Origin of the sequence: Mycolicibacterium hippocampi (assembly GCF_010723735.1) — a bacterium.
GTDB lineage: Bacteria > Actinomycetota > Actinomycetes > Mycobacteriales > Mycobacteriaceae > Mycobacterium > Mycobacterium hippocampi.
Map to the genome: position 1 here is coordinate 3926922 of NZ_BLLB01000002.1, position 16613 is coordinate 3943534.

Consider the following 16613-nt stretch of genomic DNA (forward strand, 5'->3'; position numbering starts at 1 on the left):
TCGGTGTCGGTCATCCGAAGTCACAGTAACGACGCGGCAGGCGGAGCGGCTCTCGCCTCGAGGCCGAGGCGCGTCGCTAGAGGCTTCGCTGGTCGCAAGTGCGGACGAGAATGGCGACGACCAGGACCTCGTTGAGGCAATCTCGACACGGTTGGATGAGGAGTGGCACCGAGGGGAGATCTGGACCGTGGCGGGAGAGTGGGCGATACCAGGGTCGCCGCTGCGTGCGAAACCTCGCTCAATGTGGATCGCCAGTGTTCGTCTTACAAAACGTCCTACACTGTTGCCATGGCTGACACCATCACCTTCCGGCCGGACGAAGACACTGTGAAGGCGCTCGAAATCTTGACCAAAGACGGCGCGGCTGTGTCAGCAGTCGTCCGATCTGCTCTTATCGATGCCGCGCGGCGGAAGGCCAGTGCTGCGATTCGCGCTGAGGCGGAAAGGCTTGCTGCCGACGAGTCGGACCGCGCTGAGGCCATGCAGGTCCTGCGCGATATGGAGACGCTGCGTGCGTGGTGAGGTCTTTCATTTGCACGCGCCGCGGGGAAGCCGCGGTCACGAGCAGTCCGGGTCCCGCTACGCCGTAGTCATCCAGTCAGATGAACTGCCTTTGTCGACCTGGCTGGTTGCGCCGACGTCGACGTCGATACGTGCCGCCAGCTTTCGTCCCGAGGTTGAAATCGGCGGCGTGAGCACCCGGGTGCTTGCTGAGCAGACCGCAGCGGTCGACCCGGGTCGGCTTGGCAAGAGCGTCGGGTTCCTGAGCTTCGATGAGATGCGCCGCGTTGATGCGGCACTGCGTGTCGTCCTAGATCTGTGAGCGCTGCGGCGCCATCATCACCACATGGGGACGAAAACAATTGGTAGGCAGCGCATTACGGCATACTTTACTTGACATAATGTGGCTTATCGGTACAACGTAAGCTGCAAGGACGACGGTGGCGGCCGATAACACCGCCTTTCCAGGTGCCCGATCCATGGCGCGCGATTTGCCGCGTGCTTATCCAACGCGGCCGGAATCCACCTGACAGCGCGCACCGCACGGGCCGTCCCCGGCCACTGCCTAGCGCCGGGCATCAGTGACGCTGCAGGACACCGCATTGGGCGCCGTTCACCGCGCGCTCCGATGGTGTGCCCCACTTGGACCTATTAACGTCACAGTGACGAAATGGTGGCGGCAGGCTGGTGGGACAAACCGCAGTCGATTGGGCGAATTTCTATTCCGCACAAGTCTTTCGACCGTGGGTCCATCGGCGGCGGCGAGACGGTCGGATCGCTACGAGATGAGCATCTACTGACCGTTGAAGTCGAACTCAACGACCGACCCACCTACTCGGGGCGGCACGCAGTTGAACTCGCTACCGCCGATCCGCGAGACGGCTCACCGTTACGGGATAGGTTTCCGCAGCGATCGAGGTGGTGCACTCGCAGCGTCGCCAGAAGGTGCCATCCCACGGATCGTCGTACCAGCGAATCATCATCGGGCACTGCGCTCCGTGGCTGCATTCGCCAGAGGTGCACTTGCGACATTCGCTCACTCGCCCGCTCCCCTCCGCTGCGGAGTTCACACCATTTGATTTGCCGATACGGACGTGCACCCGCCAAACCTGTGCCCAATGCAGGATAGGCGACGGGCGCGATTCTCTTACGCGGCCAGCTTGTGGCGGTGCCGCACCCGACTGGTCAGGTAGGCGCCGGCGAGCACCAGTACGGTACCGACCAGAGACTCCCGGTAAATCGGTTCGTCGCGGACAGCCCAGCCGAGGGCGATCGCAACCACCGGCAGCAGATAGACGGCGACCGAGGCGCGGGTGGCGCCCACTCGGCCGACAAGCGTGGCGAACCCTACGTAGGCAAGCGCCGTGCTTACCGCTCCCAACGCGATGGTCGCGAGCAAGCTCGACCACGCGAAGTTTGAAGATGGCAGCGAGAGGCCGCCGAGTGGAGCCAACACCACCAGCGACACGAGTTGAGCACGCCAGATCACCGGCAACGCACCGCCGCGCCGTTGCAGCGGGCCAGCCAGGTTGTAGGCACAGCCATAAAGAAGCGTCGCCAGGACCACCAGCACGATGCCCGCACCGGTCGTTTCGCCGCCTCTCGTCGTGAGCCCCGAAATCGTCACCACGCCGACGAATCCCACTATCAGACCGACGATTTGGTTCCGATCAGGTAGCCGACGCACTACGAGCCCAGCCACGACGGCGGTAAACAGGGGTGCAGCGGCATTGATCATTCCGGCCACCGAGGAATCAATCCACTGCAGCGCAAATGCGAACAGCACGAACGGTGCTGCCATCCACACCACACCCAACAACGCGATCAGCGGCCAGTCCGAACGTGCGACAGCTCGCCGCGCGCCTGGCATCGCGGCCAGAACTAGTGCCCCGAACAACACCCGCAGAAACGCCACCAGCCCGGGCCTGAAGTGCTCGACGGCAATGTCGATGAACAGAAACGACGAGCCCCACCCCACAGCGGCACCAGCCAACAGGCCCCAATCACCCAACCTGAAATTCGCGACTGATTCAGGTGCGAATCTCGTTGTCGCTGAGGGGTTGACCGCGTCCTCATTGCTGTGAGTCACTGCGAAACCGGCTTTCCCTAGACCTGCGACTGTCGAGGTTCTCGTGGACGGTCCATCCCTTAGCCGTCGTTGCGGGCCGCAGTACGTTGCGTAGCACCGAATAAGCCGTATTCAAGGAGATCGAACACGGCTTGCAAAGAAGTGCGGGGATCGGGGTCGTCGGCGACGAACTGTGGGATTTCTAGGACGTAGCGTGCGGCCGCGCGGGCAGTCGCCGCGCCCGGAGGCAGTCCGAGCTCGGTGCTGAGCAGCTCGGCCAGTGGGGCTTCGCACCGAATCCACAGTTTGCGCGAGTATTCGCGCAGTTCGGGCGTGGTCATGATGAGCGCGGTCAACCGTGCAAAGTCTGGCGTTGGGTCGGCGACGAACGGGCCTCTGCCCTCCATGAACTGGCGTAACGCGGTCATCACCGACACATCGGCGGGACGCTGTCGCACCGCGGCCAGAAGACCGCTGCGCCGCTCCACCCCGTCGTCAAACATCACCGCATCTTTGCCGTCAGGAACGTGCTTGAACAGGGTGGGCACGGACACGTCCGCAGCGTCGGCGATGTCCTTCACACTCACAGCTGCGAAACCCCGTTCCAAGAACAGATCTCGCGCGGCCTCGGCTAAGGCGCGACGGGTTGCCGCGTTCTTGCGCTGCCGCCGACCTGTCTCCGTACCTGACGTCACAAATAAGACACTACCTCAGACCAACCCCAAAACCTTAGTCACTAAGATACTATATTCGCTAAACCATTAAGGGGTGATCGTGATCAATTCTGGCGTCGAAGAGACAGACGTTCTGATCGTGGGGGGCAGCTTGGTGGGGTTGTCGGCGGCGGTGTTCCTCGCCTCCTCTGGGGTGCGAGCACTCCTGGTCGAACGCCACCTGGGCAGTTCGCAACATCCACGCGCGATCGGCTACACCACTCGCACGGTCGAGATGTTCCGCCAGGCCGGAATCGCGTTGCCGGCCAGCACCGCGCCGGGGCCGCCCGGACGGGCACGGGTGGAAAGCCTCACCGGTGCGTGGCACGAGACCAACGGGTGGGCGGCACCGACATGCCGGCCAGCCGAGCCCGGCCAGTACTCGCCGGTGGCGGGCTCAACGATCGCCCAAGACAGTCTCGAGCCGATCCTGCGAAGCCGCGCGACCGAACTGGGTGCCGATCTACGCCTCGGTGAGGAGCTAATCTCCTTCGCCCACAACGACGAAGCAGTCACCGCGACTGTGCGCCGACGAGCCGACGGGTCGGCCCACCAGATCAGGGCGGCGTACCTGGTCGCCGCTGACGGGGCCAATAGTCCCGTCCGGTCTCAACTGGGCATCACCCGCGGCGGCCGAGGCTTGTTGTCGGTGCAGCGTAGCGTTCTCTTCCGGGCGCCGTTGGAACGATACCTGCGAAACGGAATCGTGCAGTTCGAGATCAAGCAGCCCGGGCTCGACGCATTCTTGGCCAGCTACGGTGACGGACGTTGGGTGTTGATGGTCACCGGTGACATCGAACGCAGCGAGCAGCAACATATCTCTTTGATCCGCCGCGCTGCAGGCATCGCCGATCTACCCGTCGAGATCATCACAGACGGGCGGTGGGAGTTGGCCGCCTGGATCGCCGCCCACTTCGGCAGTGGGCGGATCTTTTTGACCGGTGACGCCGCCCATCAACTGCCACCAAACCGCGGTGGCTACGGTGCAAACACCGGCATCGCCGACGCCCACAACCTGAGCTGGAAACTGGCCTCCGTCCTTAACGGACAGAGTAGCCCCGCCTTGCTGGACACCTACGACGCCGAACGCCGACCCGTCGCGCTACTGCGCCACGACCAGATCTTCGCCCGCTCCGACTTCAAGGGCCACCTCGACACGGATACCGACGACGTCGAGGTCATCGACGACATCGCCATGGAACTAGGACAACTGTACCGATCGGCAGCACTTCCGACCGCAAGCGATGATCTGCCCCCCGTACGGCGCCCCGACCAATGGGCCGGACAACCCGGCACCCGAGCGCCCCACCTCTGGTTCGACGATGACAAGCGGCAATCGCTTCTCGACTTCTACGGCCAAGGCTGGGTGGTTGTCGCCGATGGTGGCGCCTGGACCAGCGCTGCCCGGCGGGTGAGCACCGACCTCGAAATCAGCCTCACCGCGGTCCCCGTACCTGCGGGCACCACAGCCCACCACAACTTCATGGCTCTCTACGGCCTGGGGCCCGGTGGCGCCTGCCTGATACGGCCAGACGGGCACATCGCTGCGCACTTCGAGACTGCCCCCGCGAGCCGTGTCACCGCACTAACCGAGGCGCTGACCGCCGCCGTGATGCTGCGTGAGCGCTTGGTCGTACAGCTGAGCCACCTCGGCGACCGCGACGCCCTGGTCGCGTTGACCATCCGCTACGCCGACGCCATCAATCGTGGCTACGACGGCAAAACTATCGAGCCCGAACTGTTTTCACAGATCTTTAGCCACGATGCGACCTACACGATGCCTGGCGAGGACCCCTACGTCGGATTGGAAGCCGTCGTCTCCGCGCTACCCGCCGCGACCGCGGCCGTCCCGTTCGCGATGCACGCCTTCGTCAACCCCATCCTTGACATCGGCAAGACAACCGCGACGGCACGTTGGCTGATGTGGCTGGTGGCCCGCCCCACCGATGCCGACCTACGAACTGGCTACGTACAGACCTCTTTCAGCTACACCCGCACCTCCGCGGGCTGGCGGATCCGATCAGTCGTCGTGCACCCCGGCGGCATCCAAATCCCGCAACCCGGAGCAGTCAGACATGAGTAAACATCCTTGTGAAGGGCCGTAGTGGACTGAGATTGATGGGTCTATGGGATGGCCACGGAAGGGGTGTCGAGTAGGTCCGCCTTCCCGCCCGTGACGGCGTGGACGGCGCCCGGATCTGTCTTCATGTCATGCGGGTAGCCCAGCTGCATGGCACTGGCAGTATCGAGCTGGTCGATCTGCCCTGGGCTGAGATGGAGTTGTGCCGCTGCAAGATTGGTCTCTAACTGCGCGGCCGTTCGAGGGCCGACGATGGGGATGACCCCCTTGGCCATTGACCAGCTGATCGCCACCGCGTCGGCCGTGACGTTCGCTTCCAAGGCGATCGCTTCGACGGTGTCGAGGATGGCGGCCTTGTTGCCGTCGACCTCTTGGTGGAGGAACTGGCTGATCGAACTCTGCGCACGACCTCTTTCTCCGCGGCGATACTTCCCGGTCAGCATCCCGCCGCCGAGCGGCGAATAGCCCAGCGCCCCTAGTCCGAAGGCTTCAGCCATCGGCAACAGATCACGTTCTGCAGCGCGTTCGACCAAGCTGTACTCCGTCTGGATGGCGACCAGAGGTGCCCAGCCGCGATCCGCGGCGATCGTCGCGCCTGTCGCTGCCCGCCAGGCGGGAAAGCTCGAAAGGCCAACATAGAGCACCTTGCCAGAACGGACAAGATCGTCGAATGCGCGCATGATCTCCTCGATAGGAGTCCCATTGTCGGGAGCGTGCGCCCACAGTAGATCCACTCGATCGGTATTCAACCGCCGCAGGCTCGCCTCCAGCGACTGGACCATCGACTTCCTGCCGTTACCGGTCATCTGGAGCCCGCTGTCCATGGTGGTGCCCGTTGAGTACTTGGTTGCCAACACCACCTCGTCGCGATCGGAGGCGATCATGTCGGCGAGACACACCTCCGCGTCACCGAACTGATAGTTGCTGGAGGTATCAATGAAATTTCCGCCGGCTGCCCGGTACTGGTCGTACATAGCTCGCGCCTCAGAGGGATTCGCGCCATGCCCCCAACTTGTTCCGAAGTTGCCGGTTCCCAGAGAAAGCGTCGAAACACGCAATCCCGATCGGCCGAGATATCGATAGCGCACGGTTTGCTCCTTCGCATCAGGGGGTCACACCCGGCAATGGCACCCATCACGACGTGCGACCAGGCACTGCACTGACTATGCAGCGCGCCCTTCGGTACGGTCCATAATGTGAAGTCTGAAAATATTTATCCATCGTCCACCGCGTCCGCGGTGATCGGTTCGCGTGATCCGATAGCCGACGTCATGGGACTGCTTCGTCCACGCACGGTTGTGCCTGCGCCGCTGCACGCCGCCAGTCCCTGGGCGGTGCGGTTTGATCCATTCCCACACGTCAGACTCGGCGTTGTCGTCGACGGCCAGTGCTGGCTGAGGCTCGACGGTCTCGAGCCGATGCAGTTGAACGAAGGGGACTTCTACCTGCTCGGCCACCCTCCGCCCTACACGCTGAGCAGCTCACTCGACAACATGCCAGCGCGGCAAGCCACCACGCTCGCGCGGAACACCATAGGCAGAGGATTTCGCATCGGAACTACGATGGACGAAGACTCATATACGTGCAGTGTCGACTTCACCTTCGACGCCAGCGACGCCAGCGTGCTGCTCAATGTGCTTCCGAGGGTAGTCCATGTCCGAGCCGGCGATCCGCGCGTACCGCAGTTCATGAACCTCGCCTCGCTACTGGTCTTCGAGATCGAATCGCCCAGTGTCGGAACGTCACTCGTGCTGGAGCACCTTGCACAGATCATTTTTGTCCACATGTTGCGGGCGCACGCCCACCAGACCGAACAACCCAGCGGCTGGCTCGCAGCGCTCGCCGATGACGGCGTCGGGGCGGCGCTGCGGGCGATGCACGCCGACGTAGGCCGCCGATGGACGCTCGCCGAACTAGCTGAGATCGGTCAGATGTCACGTTCAGCGTTCGCCGCTGCGTTCAAGGCCAAGGTGGGCACACCGCCGTTGACCTACCTGATCAACTGGAGAATGACACTGGCCCGCGACGCCCTGCGCAACGGCGGCTGGTCGAACGCCGAGCTAGCAGCCGCTACGGGCTATGAGTCGGAAAGCGCCTTCAGCACAGCGTTTCGGCGGGAAGTCGGGTCCTCACCCCGGCACTACCGCAACGCGGTGCAACAGATCGGTGAAGCGGCGGCCGAGTAACAAGCGCTTCCGCCGAACGATCCGAACCTTACCGGTGCAGCCTGCTGTACTCCCGTGCGAGTACATGTCACCTCCCGTGGGTGGATGCGGCCGCCAGCGGCCGCCGTCATCGTGGTGAATACCAACCACTCATCGGAGGTCTCGTGTCCAGACACCCAGATTCCACACTGATCGATCGGCAGTCCGGGAGCGCGCTGTCAGCCAATGCTGACGACGCTTCAGCGAGATTCGACCCACGGCGCCGAGTCAACACAAAGGGAAGAGCAGAGACCATGAAGAACCTCACCGCCGTCACCGCGATCACCGCCGGATTCGCCGGCGCCTTCATCGGGCTGGCTGGCCCCGCCACCGCGGCCCCTTCCGGATCGGCCGACGCCGCGGACACCATCGCCTCACTCGAAGCAGGCGGCAACCGCGTCATCGTCAACCGCCAGAGCAACACCACTCTCGACAACGCCGAGGTCGTCTCGGTCCGTCAGGGCCAACCCATCCGCGAATACGTCTGGGACGCCCAAGGCGACGACCGCATTCTCGAAACCACCGGCAACGTCGTCTTCGTCGACGTCAAGTAACCCGCCCCAAGACAACAGGGGCGCCTCTCCCCCCCGGGGCGCCCCTGTTGTCATTCGAGACACCGCCGTCAGCTATCCGCCAACTCCCCCATTGACTTGCAAGCGGCGGCCTGACCACCAAGGTCGGCCGCTCGGTTGCTGCTGTACTCCCGTGGGAGTACGCGTCACCTCCCGTGGGTGGATGCGGCCGCCAGCGCCCGCCGTCATCGTGGTGGATACCAATTACTCATCGGAGGTCTCGTGTCCCCACACCCAGATTCCACAGAGGTCGATCGGCAGTGCTCGGCACAGACTTTTGAGGATCCAATTGAAGGCTTTGCCAAGCGAAAGCTACGCCCAAACTGTACAACGCAACATCGGAGCAGAAACTGATATGACGATGAGAACAAAATCCCTAGAGAAACTTGTGACGGGACGCCGCAACTTTCTCGGCGGCGCGGCTGCCCTTGGTGTTGGCGCCGGATTGTCCGCGTGTGCCACTACATCCAATGACCCAGCCACAGAGATTTCGGAGATCACGTTGCGAGACCAAGACCTGCAATTTATCGCCACCGAAGAGACCTATACCACCGATGAGCTGATTGCGCTCAACGCAATCAACGATGATCACGTGGAGTACCTCAAGGAAACTGGTCTTACCGAACTCGGGCCCGACCGCATCGGCGCAATGGATGAGGCAGGTATCAATGTTCAAATTCTCTCCGCACATACGCCGGGCGTGCAGGATCTCGCCGGTCAGGAAGGCAACGATTTTGCGTATCGTCTCAACAAGATGATCGCCGATGGCCCGATGACCGCCTATCCGGGGCGGTACCAGGCGTATGCGACCCTGCCCCTGCAGGACCCCGAGGCCTCTGCGGACGAATTGGAACGCGCCGTCCGCGAAGACGGCTTCGTTGGCGCCATGACCAATGGGTTCATTGGCAGCAAGTTCCTCGACCACCAGGATTTCGAGCCCGTTCTGGCACGTGCCGAGGCACTTGATGTTCCGATATACCTGCATCCGGGTTACCCACCCAAAGAAGTCTTTGATATCTACTACAAAATCGGACGCCCAGGATTTGAGGCTGAGTACCAAGAGCATATTTTCAGTGGCTCAGGATATGGTTGGCACCAAGAGGTGCTTACTCAATCCCTTCGACTGATCATGACCGGGGTTTTCGACAGATTCCCAAGACTGCAGATCATTGTCGGCCACATGGGAGAAGGCCTTCCGTTCTATTACGAGCGCATCGTCGAAGATCTGGGAGAACCGACCGAAGGTTATCTGAACAAGCCTGTCGGGCAATACTTCAAGGACAACTTTTGGTACACAACCAGCGCATTCTTCCAGGATGAGCTGCTTCATCTGTTGCTGAAGTACATCAGTGTGGATCGCGTAATGTTTGCCACTGACTACCCGTTTGCGGACATGAAGGAAGGAACCGACTGGTTCCGGGCAGTGGATCTGCCACGCGAGACGAAGGAAAAAATCGCGTTCCGAAATGCAGAAAAACTATTCGGCATACAGGTCTGACGCATCCGACCGGTCGCGACGATGATGGACCCGTGACGCACACCGATCACCGCACCTCTCGCGCCGAGCTCGCTGCGATCGTCGCCGCGTTGGCGGTGTCGATCGGCACGTTGGTCATCGATCCGGACGTCGTGGCCGGACGGCAACTCCCAGGCATCGCGATCGCGGCCGTCGCCGCAGTGCTGCTCGTCGTCGCCGGTCGGTTCGGTCGGGCAACCGTCGTGGCGATCGGTGTGCTGGACGTCGCCACCCTCGCATGGACCTCCAGCCCGATCGCGCTGCGACCGCTGCTCATTGTGGCGCTGTTCTATCTCGTGCGCCGGAGCGACGGTCGCTCTGTGATCTGGTTCGGATCGCTCGCCGCGATCGTCGTCGCCGGCTTCGGTGCGCAGATCAGTAATGAGCCGTTCCTGTTCGAATGGGCCGCCGACGCAGCCGTTCTCCTGCTCCCGATCGCCGCCGCCGACGCCCGTCGCTCCAACCTGCAGCGTCGAGCCGACGCAGTGGAACGCCAAGTCGCCGAACGGCTCCAGGCGGAACGCCTTCGCATCGCGTACGACCTTCACGACATCGTCGCCCATTCGCTCTCGGCGATCACCGTGCAGTCCGGCATCGCCGCCCACGTGTTCGAGCGTGATCCGGGCGCCGCTCACTCTGCGCTCGTCGAAATCAACGGCACAGGCAGGCGATCGCTGGACGAGCTGAGATCCCTGCTCGGGCTCCTCCGGTCCGACCAGTCGGTCCCGCTTCGTCCGGTACCGACGGCCACCACGACCATCAGCGACGTCGTTGCTGCCGCCGGGCACTCGAATGGGGCCGAGGTGGTCGAGGACGGTCACTATCCTGCGAACGTGGCGGAGAGCACCGTGGTGACAGTGCACCGAATCGTGCACGAGTGCCTCGTCAACGTCGCCCGCCACGCCGGCGAGGTCCCCGCGATCGTGCGGCTCCGGCACGCGGAGGGCGGCGTGCACGTCACCGTGTCGAACGACGCCCCGGCCACCGCACGTGTTGCCGCGCCGGGCACCGGCATCGGTCTGGTCGCGATCCGCGAGCGAGCGGAACTCCTCGGGGGCACCGTCGACGCCGGCCCCACCGACGAGGGCGGGTTCACGGTGCGTGCGTTCGTGCCCTACCAACTTCCCGGCGGGCGGGGGGCATGACCGCGGCCAGGCGCGACATCCGCGTGCTGCTCGTGGACGACCAGGAGTTGGTGCGTCGCGGCTTCGCGATGCTGCTCACCAACGAACCCGGCATCGAGGTCGTCGGTGAGGCCGGCGACGGCGCGCAGGCGATCGCCGAGACCTGGCGGACACGCCCCGACGTCGTGCTGATGGACATCCGCATGCCTCGCATGGACGGGCTCGACGCAACCCGAGCGATCTGCGGCGACGAACGACTCAGCGCCACCAAGGTGCTTGTGCTCACCACCTTCGCGCTCGATGAGTACGTCTACGAGGCGCTCAGAGTCGGCGCCTCCGGTTTCCTGCTCAAGGACACCCCGCCGAGACTCCTGCTCGAGGCGATCGCCGCCGCCGCCGACGGTGACGTCCTCATCTCACCGGTGATGACCAAGCGGTTGGTCGCCGACCTCGTTCGCCGACCGGTCAGCCGTCCGGGAGAGCCGGGTCCCCTCGATGTCCTGAGCGCGCGAGAGCGGGAAGTACTCGCCGAGGTCGCACGTGGCAAGACCAACTCCGAGATCGGCGCGTCGCTCTTCATGTCGCCGCTCACCGCGAAGACGCACGTCAGTCGCATCCTCGGCAAGCTGAACGCGCGCGACCGCGCCCAACTCGTGATCATCGGATACGAGACCGGCCTCGTCAGCCCCGGTGAGTGAGCATGCGTCGCGGCGCGTCATCTACCGGGTCGGTTGCGCGCCCAATCCGGCGAAGTAATGCCCGGCGTTGAGGTCTTCGAGCAGGGTCGGATGTTGGGGTCTCCACCCCAGCAGCTGCTGAGTGATCCGGCTCGACGTCGGATTGTCCAGTGAGGCAACCCAACCGATGAATCCCAGCTGTTCCGAGGCTTCCTCCGGGGTGACGCTGACAGCCGGAACGCCGAGGTGCTCACCGATGACCCGGGCAATCTCCCGGAAGGCGATCCCCTCCTCGGCGGTTCCGTGCAGCCGTGTCCCGGCCGGGGCGTGCTCCAGCGCCAAACGGTACAGCCGCGCCGCATCCAGATTGTGCACCGCGGGCCAACGGTTGGCTCCGTCGCCGACATAGATGGCCTGCCCCGTCTTTCGCGCATTCTCGATGAGCGTCGGGATGAATCCGTGATGATCGGTGGGGCCGTGCACCGTGGGCGCCAACCGGAGGACCGACGCGCGGACTCCCTGTGCGGCCAGCGCGAGGGTGGCGTTCTCCGAAGGCGCACGTGCGCCCTGCGGGCTCGGTTCGGTCTCCTCGGTGCCCACGGCGCTCGACGCGCCGGTGGCCAGCATCGCGGTGCCGGACGTGTTGAGGAACGGCTTTCCGGAACCGACCAACGCCGCCCCCATCGCCTTCACCGCCTCCAGATCGGCCTCCGCGGCACCGGCGTAGTCACCGAAATCGTGCTTGAACGCAAGGTGAATCACGCCGTCGGCCACGCCGGCGGCACGGGCCAACACATCGACATCGTCCAGCGTGCCACGGACCACCTGTCCCCCGGCCGCCGTCACCGATTGCGCGGCTGCGTCGGAACGGGCCAGACCCGAAACCTCATGACCGTTGTCCAGCAACTCGCGAACGACCAGCGAACCGATGTGCCCAGAAGCACCCGTGACGAAAACACGCATCGCTATTCCTTTCATCAGGATGTCAGCAACTGACATCAGCCTACGTCTGATGTCAGCACCTGTCATCCCCGTACTATTCCCCCATGGGTCGATGGGAGCCGGATGCGCAGGGACGCCTCGAGCGTGCCGCGCTCGACCTCTACGCCGAGCGCGGGTTCGACCACACCACTGTCGCCGAGATCGCCCAGCGCGCAGGCGTCACCGAGCGCACGTTCTTCCGGCATTTCACCGACAAACGCGAAGTGCTGTTCCGCGGCGACGAACTCGCTCGCATCATCGTCGGCACCTTGACGGCCGCATCCGAGTCCTTGGCACCGCTGGACGCGGTCACCGCCGCTTTCGAATCAACTGCCGATTTCTTTGACGCCCGCCGGCCGTACTCCAAGAAGCGCCGGGCCGTCATCGACGCGAACCCGGCGCTACAAGAACGCGAATTGATCAAGCTCGCATCGATTTCCACGATGGTCGGCGAAGCGCTCCGCGGTCGCGGCGTCCCCGAACCCGCGGCCAGCCTGACCGCCGAAGCGGGCACTGCGGTGTTCAAGGTCGCCTTCGAGCGCTGGCTCGATGACCCCGCAGAACGCAGCATCGCCGTGCACATCCGCGAGACGGCGGCCCACCTGCGATCAGTGACACGCCGCTAGGCATTCCCCCGCCCAAGCTACTAGTGGCTGCTGCGCCGTGACCGGGTTCTCGTCGGCCAATTCCTGGCAGCGTTCTTCGTCTTGATCGTTCCCGGCACCCTGGCGCAGTACCTCAACCACGTCGACGCCTTCAACCTGAACAGCGATACCAGTCGCTTTGTGCTTCTGTTGTTTCAGCCGGTGCTGATCGCCTTCACCCTGTGGTCGACCGGTATCCCGAAGAACAAGCGCTGACGCCGCTGTCGATCAGGCTGAAGTAGCCGAGGCAAGTCGGCCGAGCGTATCGTCGAGCTGTTCCTTGGTTACCAGAGGGAACTTGACCTTCTCGAGCAGCTTTTTGTCGGTGACCTTCGACCAGTCATAGGTGTGGCGCACCAACGTCTCACCGGGTCCTTGAGCTTCCAACTCCCACAGCCACTCCCAGCCCGGAGGCTCAGTGCCCGCAGGCGCCGTCTTCCAGGCCAGTAGCTTGTCCTTCGCGTAGCCGGACACGTGGTTGTCGGTCTTGTACTCGCCGCCCATGTGGCTGCCCTGCATGTTCATCGTGAACACCTGGCCGACTTCTTGGATCCGATCGGCGTGGTCCACGCTGCGGATGAACCCGGATCCATCGAGTTCCGGGTGCCGTTGGGGGTTGGAGAGGATGTCGAAAACCGCGTCGACGGGCGCATCGATGGTCCGTTCGACGGTGACCTTAGTGTTGTCGCTCATCCCTCCACAGTGCCCCATAACCGCTCATTGCTAAACCAGGGGAAGTGCTGCACCGGGAAATGGGACGCCCCCCTATTCGACGGGCCACCGTTCGGTGATCATCTCGGTCATCGCGTCCACCCACGCGTCGTCGAGCGCCGCGTCATGGCGGATCAGGATGCGGAAGATTGCGCTGCCCGCCACAACTTCAGCGAGCATGGGCAGGTCGTCGTCGCCGCGACGGTGCTGCCCGAACCGGGTTTCGAAGTCCGCCAGATTGCCGGTGAGCCTCGCAATCATCATGTTGTGCACACTCGGGTCGGCGACGGTATCGGCGATCAGCCCCGGCAGCGCCACCCGCACTTCGGGCCGGTCGAACATCGCACGGGTGGTTTCGACCAGCGCCCGGATGTCCTGACGGATGTCGCCGGAGCCACTCGGGGCGGAGATGACCTCGTCGGACAGCACTGCTTCGTGAACGAGGTGGACCTTGCCTGACCAGCGCCGGTAGATCGCAGCGGTGGTCGTCCCGGCACGGGCGGCAATCGCGGACAGCGACAGCGCGGAGTAACCGGTCTCGAGGATCAATTCCCGGGTGGCCGCGACGATCGCGGCGTCGATCCTGCCGTCCCGGGGCCTCCCCGGCGCCGGCCGGGCGGGCGCCTTGCCATCGATGCGCTGATCTGCTGTCATGTTCCTAGCCTATTTTCAATACAGGATGCATCGTATCTTAACGGAGAGCATGTGAATCTCAGCCCGCTCGACGAGTACCCGATCCACCAGACGCCGTCGCCGATCGGTTTCCCGGCGACCTCGGATCGCAATTTCTACGATCGGTCCTACTTCAATGTGCTCGATCGTGACGGCCGATTCATGGCGCTCACCGGAATCGGCTACTACCCGCGGCTCGGCGTCAAAGACGCCTATTTCCTGGTCCGCCGCGGCGACACCCAGACGGCCGTGCACTTCAGCGATGCAATCGACGACGACCGCCTCCACCAACACGTCAACGGGTACCGCCTCGAGGTCGTCAAACCGCTGCAGGAGCTGCACCTCACTGTGGCCGAGACCGAGGGCATCTCCGCAGACCTGACTTGGCGTGGCTTGTTCCCCGCCGCCCTGGAGCGCCCCCACGAAATGCTCACCGAGCGGCGAGTCACGTTGCAGGCGTGCCGTTTTGCCCAAGTCGGGACGTGGCAGGGCTGGATCGACGTAGACGGGGACCGGTTGACGGTCGACCACGACACCAGCGTGGCCAGCCGCGACCGATCCTGGGGAATCCGACCGGTCGGTGAGCCAGAGCCGGCCGGTCGCCCCGACGCCGCGTTCCGCGGGATGTGGTGGCTCTACCTGCCGTTGGCCTTCGACGACTACCAACTGTTCCTGATCCTGCAGGAGGATCCCGACGGTCACCGCAGCCTCTACGACTGCACCCGGCGCTGGCGTGACGGCACCGTCGAACAGCTCGACGGTGTGCGTGCCACGATCCACTACCGGCCCGGAACGCGGATCCCACACGGCGCCCATGTGGAGTTCATGAACCGGGACGGGGACCGGATCCAACTCGACGTCGAGTCGAAGCTGTTCGCTCCCATCGCCTTCGGGTCGGGCTACGGCGGTGATTCGTCGTGGGGGCATGGCACCTGGAAGGACGGACCGTTTGCCGAACGGGTCAGCTTCGACCTGACGGACCCCGCGGTGATGGCCAGAGCACCCTTCAGCCTCATCGACCATGTCGGTAAGGCGGTGTGCACCGAAGCCGACGGACAGACCCGCGAGGGCGCAGGGTTGTTCGAGCACGGTGTCATCGGCCCGCACCACCCGTCGGGGTTCTCCGACTGGACCGACGTGGCGGATTAGGGGCGCGGCATGAAGGTCATGACAGCGTTGTTCGGACCCACCGACGCCATCGAACGGGCCGAACTCCTGCGGGAGGCCGGCGCGTCCGGCGTGTTCACCTTCGAGGGCCCGTTCGACGTGTTCACCCCCCTGGTTCTGGCGTCTACGGTCAAGGGTCTCGACGTGATGTCGAACGTCGCGATCGCGCTCCCCCGCAACCCGATCCAGCTCGCCCATCAAGCCAACGATCTGCAGCTGCTCACCGAGGGCCGGTTCACCCTGGGCCTGGGTACGCAGATCCGTGCCCAGATCGAGAAGCGCTACGGGGCCGAGTTCGACCGTCCGGTCGCGCGGATGAAGGAGATGGTGGGGGCGCTGCGCGCGATCTTCGCCACGTGGAACACCGGTGAGCGACTCGATTTCCGCGGCGAGTACTACCGCCACACCTTGATGACGCCGACGTTCGTCCCCGGGCCCAACCCGTTCGGGCCGCCGCCGATCTATCTCGGGGCGCTGGGACCGCGACTGACCCGGGCGACCGCGGAGGTGGCCGACGGTCTGCTGGTGATGCCGTTCGGGTCCAAGCGGTTCCTGCAGGAGACCACGCTGCCGGCCGTGCGCGAAGGGTTGACCGCGGCGGGGCGCAGCGAGGACGACTTCGCGGTGGTGCCCGAAATCATCGTCTCAGTCGGCTCCGAGAAAGACCCGGACCACACTTCGACGCGAATGTTGTTGGCGTTCTATGGTTCCACGCCCGCCTACCGCCCGGTGCTCGATGCCCACGGATGGGGCGACCTGCAGCCGGAACTCAACACGATGTCCAAACAGGGCCGCTGGCAGGAGATGGCCACCCTCATCGACGACGAGATCCTGCACACCATCGCCGCCTGCGGCACCTTGGCCGAGGTGGCCGCCCACATCCGCGACCGCGTCGAGGGGGTGTCGGACCGGATCTGCCTGTACCAGCCGGGCCCCATCGCGGTCGACGCCCTCGCCGAGATCGTGGATGCGCTGAGCTGACG

Annotated in this window: 18 protein-coding genes; 12 read left to right on the forward strand and 6 right to left on the reverse strand. The window is 64.1% G+C overall.

What is annotated here, in order from left to right:
• Positions 1-288: 288 nt before the first annotated feature.
• Entirely contained in the window at positions 289-522 is a 234-nt protein-coding gene (locus tag G6N53_RS19965) for a hypothetical protein (protein ID WP_163891282.1), read from the forward strand.
• Positions 512-823: a type II toxin-antitoxin system PemK/MazF family toxin gene (locus G6N53_RS19970; protein WP_163891284.1), complete on the forward strand. Its 312-nt coding sequence runs from the start codon at positions 512-514 to the stop codon at positions 821-823. The genes G6N53_RS19965 and G6N53_RS19970 overlap by 11 nt, the downstream gene beginning before the upstream one ends.
• Before the next feature lie 825 nt (positions 824-1648).
• Here G6N53_RS19970 and G6N53_RS19975 read toward each other — a convergent pair.
• Both G6N53_RS19975 and G6N53_RS19980 read right to left on the reverse strand, forming a co-directional pair.
• Positions 1649-2590 carry a DMT family transporter gene (locus G6N53_RS19975; protein ID WP_264064046.1) on the reverse strand — a complete coding sequence of 314 codons (942 nt, stop codon included), beginning with the start codon at positions 2588-2590 and terminating at the stop codon, positions 1649-1651.
• A gap of 59 nt (positions 2591-2649) precedes the next feature.
• Positions 2650-3264: a TetR/AcrR family transcriptional regulator gene (locus tag G6N53_RS19980; RefSeq protein ID WP_163891288.1), complete on the reverse strand. Its 615-nt coding sequence runs from the start codon at positions 3262-3264 to the stop codon at positions 2650-2652.
• Between the two features lie 79 nt (positions 3265-3343).
• Between G6N53_RS19980 and G6N53_RS19985 the strand changes: the two genes are divergently transcribed.
• The gene (locus G6N53_RS19985) at positions 3344-5365 is read left to right on the forward strand and encodes an FAD-dependent monooxygenase (RefSeq protein WP_163891290.1); all 2022 of its coding nucleotides are present in this window, start codon (positions 3344-3346) and stop codon (positions 5363-5365) included.
• A gap of 41 nt (positions 5366-5406) precedes the next feature.
• Here the strand turns inward: G6N53_RS19985 and G6N53_RS19990 are convergent, their stop codons facing one another.
• Positions 5407-6450, reverse strand: coding sequence for an aldo/keto reductase (locus tag G6N53_RS19990; RefSeq protein ID WP_163891292.1), 1044 nt, complete (start codon positions 6448-6450; stop codon positions 5407-5409).
• 150 nt (positions 6451-6600) lie between these two features.
• On the opposite strand from G6N53_RS19990, the gene G6N53_RS19995 reads away from it, so the two are divergent.
• The 5 genes from G6N53_RS19995 (at position 6601) to G6N53_RS20015 (ending at position 11476) form a co-directional block, all read left to right on the forward strand.
• On the forward strand, positions 6601-7548 hold the full coding sequence (locus G6N53_RS19995) for an AraC family transcriptional regulator (protein ID WP_163896117.1): 948 nt from the start codon (positions 6601-6603) through the stop codon (positions 7546-7548).
• Between the two features lie 272 nt (positions 7549-7820).
• Complete coding sequence (locus G6N53_RS20000) at positions 7821-8120, forward strand: hypothetical protein (RefSeq protein ID WP_163891294.1); 300 nt, start codon at positions 7821-7823, stop codon at positions 8118-8120.
• 307 nt (positions 8121-8427) lie between these two features.
• Positions 8428-9636 (forward strand): amidohydrolase family protein, encoded by a 1209-nt coding sequence (locus G6N53_RS20005; RefSeq protein ID WP_205390421.1) that lies wholly within the window; start codon positions 8428-8430, stop codon positions 9634-9636.
• A 32-nt stretch (positions 9637-9668) separates the two neighbouring features.
• Complete coding sequence (locus tag G6N53_RS20010; protein WP_163891296.1) at positions 9669-10799, forward strand: sensor histidine kinase; 1131 nt, start codon at positions 9669-9671, stop codon at positions 10797-10799.
• Positions 10796-11476: a response regulator transcription factor gene (locus G6N53_RS20015; RefSeq protein ID WP_163891298.1), complete on the forward strand. Its 681-nt coding sequence runs from the start codon at positions 10796-10798 to the stop codon at positions 11474-11476. The genes G6N53_RS20010 and G6N53_RS20015 overlap by 4 nt, the downstream gene beginning before the upstream one ends.
• Before the next feature lie 21 nt (positions 11477-11497).
• Here G6N53_RS20015 and G6N53_RS20020 read toward each other — a convergent pair whose 3' ends face one another.
• Positions 11498-12418, reverse strand: a complete 921-nt coding sequence (locus G6N53_RS20020; protein WP_163891300.1) for an SDR family oxidoreductase — start codon at positions 12416-12418, stop codon at positions 11498-11500.
• 83 nt (positions 12419-12501) lie between these two features.
• On the opposite strand from G6N53_RS20020, the gene G6N53_RS20025 reads away from it, so the two are divergent.
• A complete protein-coding gene (locus G6N53_RS20025) occupies positions 12502-13062 on the forward strand; it encodes a TetR family transcriptional regulator (protein WP_163891302.1) in 561 nt (186 codons plus the stop codon).
• An 81-nt stretch (positions 13063-13143) separates the two neighbouring features.
• Positions 13144-13296, forward strand: coding sequence for a DoxX family protein (locus G6N53_RS20030; RefSeq protein WP_163891304.1), 153 nt, complete (start codon positions 13144-13146; stop codon positions 13294-13296).
• A 12-nt stretch (positions 13297-13308) separates the two neighbouring features.
• Here the strand turns inward: G6N53_RS20030 and G6N53_RS20035 are convergent, their stop codons facing one another.
• Positions 13309-13773, reverse strand: coding sequence for an SRPBCC family protein (locus G6N53_RS20035; protein ID WP_163891306.1), 465 nt, complete (start codon positions 13771-13773; stop codon positions 13309-13311).
• A gap of 72 nt (positions 13774-13845) precedes the next feature.
• Positions 13846-14445 (reverse strand): TetR-like C-terminal domain-containing protein, encoded by a 600-nt coding sequence (locus tag G6N53_RS20040; protein ID WP_163891309.1) that lies wholly within the window; start codon positions 14443-14445, stop codon positions 13846-13848.
• 51 nt (positions 14446-14496) lie between these two features.
• Here G6N53_RS20040 and G6N53_RS20045 point away from each other — a divergent pair, with 51 nt between their 5' ends.
• Both G6N53_RS20045 and G6N53_RS20050 read left to right on the forward strand, forming a co-directional pair.
• Complete coding sequence (locus G6N53_RS20045; protein WP_163891311.1) at positions 14497-15612, forward strand: Rv3169 family protein; 1116 nt, start codon at positions 14497-14499, stop codon at positions 15610-15612.
• Between the two features lie 9 nt (positions 15613-15621).
• On the forward strand, positions 15622-16611 hold the full coding sequence (locus G6N53_RS20050) for a TIGR03617 family F420-dependent LLM class oxidoreductase (RefSeq protein WP_163891313.1): 990 nt from the start codon (positions 15622-15624) through the stop codon (positions 16609-16611).
• Positions 16612-16613: the final 2 nt, after the last annotated feature.